The organism is Proteus myxofaciens ATCC 19692, from assembly GCF_001654855.1.
In the GTDB taxonomy this organism is placed as follows: Bacteria; Pseudomonadota; Gammaproteobacteria; order Enterobacterales; family Enterobacteriaceae; genus Proteus; species Proteus myxofaciens.
This window is the reverse complement of the sequence record NZ_LXEN01000137.1, coordinates 1-5771: the sequence shown is the minus strand read 5'-3', so window position 1 is coordinate 5771 and position 5771 is coordinate 1. Positions and strand designations below refer to the sequence as shown.

The window sequence follows — 5771 nt, the reverse complement described above, 5'->3', positions numbered from 1 at the left end:
GGCTATGAAAGTATGCCGGTGCGTTTAGCACAACCTTATGCAGGGGATACCTATGGCATGCATTTTCCCTTAATTCAAGGCACAGAAGTGGCGATTGCCTTTCATGAAGGTGACCCTGACCGCCCTTATATCGCCCATGCCTTGCATGATTCCCGTCACCCTGACCATGTGACCGATAAAAACAACACCCGTAATGTAATTCGTACACCGGCAAATAATAAGCTGCGTATGGAAGATAAACGCGGTGAAGAGCACATTAAACTTAGCACTGAATACGGCGGTAAAAGCCAACTTAATTTAGGGCATATTGTGGATGCAAACCGCGAGCCACGCGGTGAAGGCTTTGAATTACGCACTGATAGCTGGGGTGCGATAAGAGCGGGTAAAGGACTGTTTATTAGTGCTGATAGCCAAGAAAAAGCCGGCGGTGATGTGCTTGAGATGAAGCCTGCGATATCATTAGTTGAAGGTGCCAAAGATCAACTCGAAAATTGTAGAGAGATAACAGAAGCACATAAGAATATTCAACCCCAAAAAACAGGGTTAGATAATCTTTTAAAAAATACCAAAGAACTTACTTCTCCTTCTATTTTAATGCATGCACCTGAAGGAGTAGGAATTGTTACTAATGAAAGCCTTCTTCTTCAAAGTATTGAATCACTTTATGCTCAAACAAAAAAAGAAATGCATTTATCAAGTGCAGAAAACTTCTCTATTAATTCTTATAGACAGATATCAATGCTGTCTCAAAAAGAAGGTATTCGTATTGTTTCAGGTAAAGGTCCTTTTGAATTAGAATCTCATGCAGATACATTTGAAGCAACAGCATTAAAAGATATGACAGTACAATCCACTCAAGGACATATTCAAATTACTGCAAAAAATGGAATTACCTTAGGTTGTGGTGGTGGTTATATAAAAATAACACCAGATGGACAAATTGAAATTCATACCCCAAGTCGTTTAAGTCTTAAAGGTCAACACACATGGACAGAACCCGCAAGTGAAGATTTCCCATTACCTGAACTTCCTCAATCTGTCTGTAAAGAATGTTTGAAAAAAGCTCAAGAAAATGCAATGGGAGTTGCTATCCGTGAATAATATATCTCAAATACCATCAAAAGAAATAACAGAACAATGGATAAATCAACTAAAGTTAATTACAGAAAAAACTCATTTAGATTATATTGATATTATTATTGATCAAGCTGGTCTCAATGAATCAATAGTACCTGCATTATCTAAAATGGAAAATGAAATACGTTGGTTTTCCCTTTTTACTAACATGCCTGAAGAAGGTTTTTTAGATCAAGCGCCTTTACTTATCCGTATTGAGTGGGATAAAAAGACGCATTTAATTTTATTAGAAGAATTATTTGAATTACTTTATTCACAACCAAGGCTATTGATAACTTCATCGCCACTTCCCTTTAATATGTTATCTACCTTTCTACTCTCTATGTCTGAAATAGAATGGGGATTTAAATCTGGATTATTACGTTTTTATGATACACGAGTATTTCCTATATTATTAAAAGATATTCTTACATCTGAACAACAAAAACACTTTACTGACATTACGTTTATTTGGGGATGGTTAGATCAAGATAAAGAAATGAGTTGGCTATTAGGTAACTATAATCCTGCTATAGAAGATAATTCTTTACCAATAATGAAATTTAATGATGAACAAATTAGTAAAATAGGGTGTATTAGCGATTCTATTGAGCTATTAAGTTATTCAGAATTTTTCAATCCAAAATTAAATAAAGAGCAGAATTTAGCTCGTATATATAATTTAGCACTTAAATCAATGGGTAGTGAATTTGTGGGTCCTTTAGAAAAATATATTCGAAAATATCATCCAAATGTTAGTCAAGAAATTAATTCTTAACATATCATTGCTTTTTTGAAAGGTAATTATGATGAAAAATATTATTAGAGTTGGAGATATATTAAAACCGTATGGCGGAAAAGTAATAACAGGAAAATATTCAGCTTATGGGAAGCCTGTAGCCTGTGTTGGTGACCGAGCAATATGCAATAAACATGGTGAGACATATATTATTGAAGGCGCTTCAAATTCAACAATTAATGGTAAGCCTATAGCATTAGATGGGCATCATTGTGCTTGTAATTGCATATTAGTAAGTTCTCTTTCACATATGAAAATTAAGTCTTAGCAACGAATTGTACTAAAGGAGCCTAAAGTATGTCCGAAAAAATAATTCCCTCCTACTCACCACGCACTGCCTTTATTCTTTTAACTTTGACCCTTTTTCTGTCTGGGTGTGTTAATGCCACTTCTTGGGGAGCTAAACCGAAAAATCCAATGCTAGGTGCTGGCCTGCAAGGCTACAATCACACTCAATTCGAAATTTCAAATTTCTCTATTAATGAAGGTTATGGCAGTATCGGCGGAACCGTCTGCTGTGTGATGATACCCGAAAAATGGCGCCCCAATTTAATCGCACATGTAGAGTGGAAAAAAGTCGATATAACTAAATTTCCACCAGCCCCCGATTTTGATCAAGTCGAAGCCTATCAACGTTGGAAACAACAATTAGTTGATAATACCTCAACCCACGAAGCTTGGGTACCTATCCCTCAATACGATGAACCTTGTAGCGTTAAAGTGCATTTTCTACCTTGCGATGAAGTTAAAATTACCACGTCCTGTAAAGGATATGGTCATCCTGAATATCCAATTAATGCCCCCCATCATCTGACGGAGCCTAAAGTATGTCCGAAAAAATAAAATATCAATCAGTTTGGGTACCGAATCATTTCCCAAATAAAGGTAGATTAAAATTAACCCAACAACAAATTGAAATAAACTATAAAAAACGACAAAAAGAAAAAAGAATACATGACTCAAGCATTGCGTCCGTGACAGAAAATTGTTGTCGTAATCTTCATATTAGCTTTTTTTTCGACGGAACTAATAATAACCGTAAAGAAGATATGATAGCAGACCCTAAAACAGCAACTAATATTACCCGTTTATTTGAAGCAACTTATGAGGATGAAAATAATCCTGAGAAAAAACAAAGAGAATACTTTAAATATTATATGCCAGGAGTGGGAACTGCCTTTCCTGAAATAGGAGAATATAATTTTACCGATGAAGGTTTAATGTTTGCTACTGGAGGAGAGAACCGACTTAATTGGGCCTTATTAATGCTTGCTAATACTTTAATTATTGCCAGCGATAAAGATGAGTTAGCAATACCTCAACTTCGCATTTACTTAAAAGACATGGCTACTCCTAAATATCTTCCTATTGATGGCAAAGGTCGTCGTCGTGCAATAATTAATTCATTAATTAATAAAAAAGAAATTATTGAAGGTTTACAATCAAAACCAAAGACACTAGCCATTAAACTTTATATATATGGTTTTTCTCGTGGTGCAGCAGAAGCAAGAACCTTTGTTAATTGGCTCTCACAATTATTTGATACGCCTAAAGGTGCAGATAAGTCCGTTCAACAATTATGTGGTATTGATATTAACGTCGAGTTTATTGGTATTTTAGATACTGTACCTTCAGTAGGTATAGTACATTTGCTACCTTTTTTTACAGGCCATATGGATTGGGCAAATGGTACGCAGCAATTACCCGATGAAACAGTATTTCCTCAATTTATAAAATGTTGCCGACATTTTGTCTCTGCACATGAACAACGCCTTTGTTTTCCATTAGATACAATCAGACGCCCCATAAATTTTGATAAAAATAATGGTGGCCATTATCCTAAAATACAGGATATTGAAGAAGTAGTTTACCCTGGTGTGCATTCCGATATTGGTGGTGGTTATTCAATAGGCGATCAGGGTAAAGCGTTTAATGATCCTTCTATGCTGTCATCTCAGATAATATTACACGACCTTTACCTTGCAGCCTTTCAAGCTGGTTCACCTTTAAATATCGCTGTTGAATCCCCAAAAGATAAAAATGGCCGTGATATGAGTATTGCTATCAATAGAGAGCTTATTAATTTATTTGAAATAAACCCAATCTTAATTCAACGCTTTAATGCTTGGCGAAAAATCACGCTAGGCTTAGACGATACTAATAACACTCATTTTTTAGATACTTTCCATGCTTGTCCTTCAAATATCTCATTAGAAGATATGATTGAAAAACAGATGGCATGGATGACTGCATGGCGTATTGATAGGTATGCTAAAATGAATTATTCAAATCAATCATTTTATCAAAATGCTTTAGAAGATAATGCTGAAAAAATAGATAAGGCTAAAGGCGAATGGAATAAACTTAAACAAGAAAAAGAAGACGAGCAAAAAAATGCAATAAAACAAGGAAATGATACTAATTTAGCAGATACACTTACAGGCCCTCGTATTTATGAGCCAATGTTAGGTCAAACACAATTAAGAGAAGCAGCTGAAGAATTTAGAGCAGATTATTATAATAACCGAAGAGATGTAAAAAATTGGAAACAATTTGCAGCCGATGTATTATTTGCCAATATTATGTTTTTATTAAATACTGATGATGAAAAAATAGAATACCATCAGATGAAAAAAAGTGGTGATGATATTTATCAAAATGGAAAAGGATTCCCCCTCTTTCTAGAAAATAATAATCCTGATCCTGATGGTAAATTAGTCGCTGACCTCTTTGATGAGCAATTACATGATTCACGCGCCTGGTTTATGCATTATGATTTAAAAGCTAGAGAACCTTGGACAAGTTATTTTAACTATCGAATGATATATGCAGGTAGCGAAACTAATAAATTTTTATCACCAGTAGCAATTGCGGGACAACTCATCGGCCTTGCAACATTTATTGGTGGAATGGCTTATGTTGTAAAACAAAAAAGTATTAAAAATGCATTAGGGGCGCTAGCGGGAACAATAGGAATAATGTCGATGGAATATGAAGTGGTGAATGCAATAACGGGTTTAGCGTTACCAATTAACCCAAACGATGTTCAACCGACTAAAGATGCGGGCCCTGTTCAAGCAATTGCTAAAACACAATCTATTATTAATCAAACTCAAGGTGTTATCAGTGAGTTATCTCAAATCATTGAACCTCAAAAAACACTACAACTTTCTTAAAAGTTATTATATATAAATCACCTTTACTATTTTAATTTAATGATATTAAAAATATCAGGAAATAAATCGTGAGATATCCACCTCGTTACCCAGAATTTCCAGAAGATAAACCAATAAATTGGAAGAAGTTATTAAAGTGGTTATTTATATTTATTGGCATTTCTTTATTTATATTTAATATAATATCAGTGAATGTAAATATAAAAAACAAACATCATTTATTAATTTTTAGCTTCTTATTCCCTATAGTTATTTTTTCTTTTTTTATTTTAAGTTATTTATTTTTAAAGGCTTTAGATAATTACAATAATAATTTATTTAAGGAAGCTTTTCATGAAGATAATAAAAAATGGTGGAAATATTATAGTTCTTCTATACCAATTAAATCATCAATTATTATTGGTGCATTAGGTGACAATCAATATCAATGGGCTGGAATATTAAAAAACAGACCGATTGCACCTTTGCCAGTAACTTTCAATAATGAACAACGTATTCCTTGTTCATTACTTATTGGTGATAAAAAAAATAGAGAAGAAATGCTAGCGAAATTATTAGTTAATAAATTCATAGAATCAGAAGAAGATAATATAATAAAAATAGACAATATATACTGGCTAGGAAGTCATAATGGTCTAAATACTTTTATTGATCACTTAAAAAAATACAATATCTCATCA

The 5771-nt window shown here is 33.7% G+C and carries 6 protein-coding genes; all 6 read left to right on the top strand.

Translation table 11 applies throughout. The annotated features are described in order from the left end of the window. Positions 1 to 1101 (top strand): DUF2345 domain-containing protein (locus tag M983_RS13810; protein WP_157091969.1); only part of this gene is annotated, 1101 nt, incomplete at its 5' end. Continuing rightward, on the top strand, positions 1094 to 1894 hold the full coding sequence (gene tla1 / locus M983_RS13805) for a toxin Tle1 chaperone Tla1 (RefSeq protein WP_167348687.1): 801 nt from the start codon (positions 1094 to 1096) through the stop codon (positions 1892 to 1894). The genes M983_RS13810 and tla1, both read left to right, overlap by 8 nt. 31 nt (positions 1895 to 1925) lie before the next feature. Continuing rightward, on the top strand, positions 1926 to 2183 hold the full coding sequence (locus M983_RS13800) for a PAAR domain-containing protein (RefSeq protein WP_066752081.1): 258 nt from the start codon (positions 1926 to 1928) through the stop codon (positions 2181 to 2183). Between the two features lie 29 nt (positions 2184 to 2212). Further along, positions 2213 to 2758 (top strand): Tli1a family immunity protein, encoded by a 546-nt coding sequence (gene tli1a, locus M983_RS13795; protein WP_066752078.1) that lies wholly within the window; start codon positions 2213 to 2215, stop codon positions 2756 to 2758. Further along, positions 2743 to 5091 carry a T6SS phospholipase effector Tle1-like catalytic domain-containing protein gene (locus M983_RS13790; protein ID WP_066752075.1) on the top strand — a complete coding sequence of 783 codons (2349 nt, stop codon included), beginning with the start codon at positions 2743 to 2745 and terminating at the stop codon, positions 5089 to 5091. Before tli1a ends, M983_RS13790 begins: the two co-directional genes overlap by 16 nt. A 68-nt stretch (positions 5092 to 5159) precedes the next feature. Beyond that, the coding region (locus tag M983_RS13785) for a hypothetical protein (RefSeq protein WP_157091968.1) at positions 5160 to 5771 on the top strand (612 nt) is incomplete at its 3' end.

What these genes read in the sequence shown, in the direction of transcription:
- M983_RS13790 (WP_066752075.1), top strand. Translation starts at nt 2,743, where the DNA reads ATGTCCGAAAAAATAAAATATCAATCAGTTTGGGTACCGAATCATTTC.
- M983_RS13800 (WP_066752081.1), top strand. Translation starts at nt 1,926, where the DNA reads ATGAAAAATATTATTAGAGTTGGAGATATATTAAAACCGTATGGCGGA.
- tli1a (WP_066752078.1), top strand. Translation starts at nt 2,213, where the DNA reads ATGTCCGAAAAAATAATTCCCTCCTACTCACCACGCACTGCCTTTATT.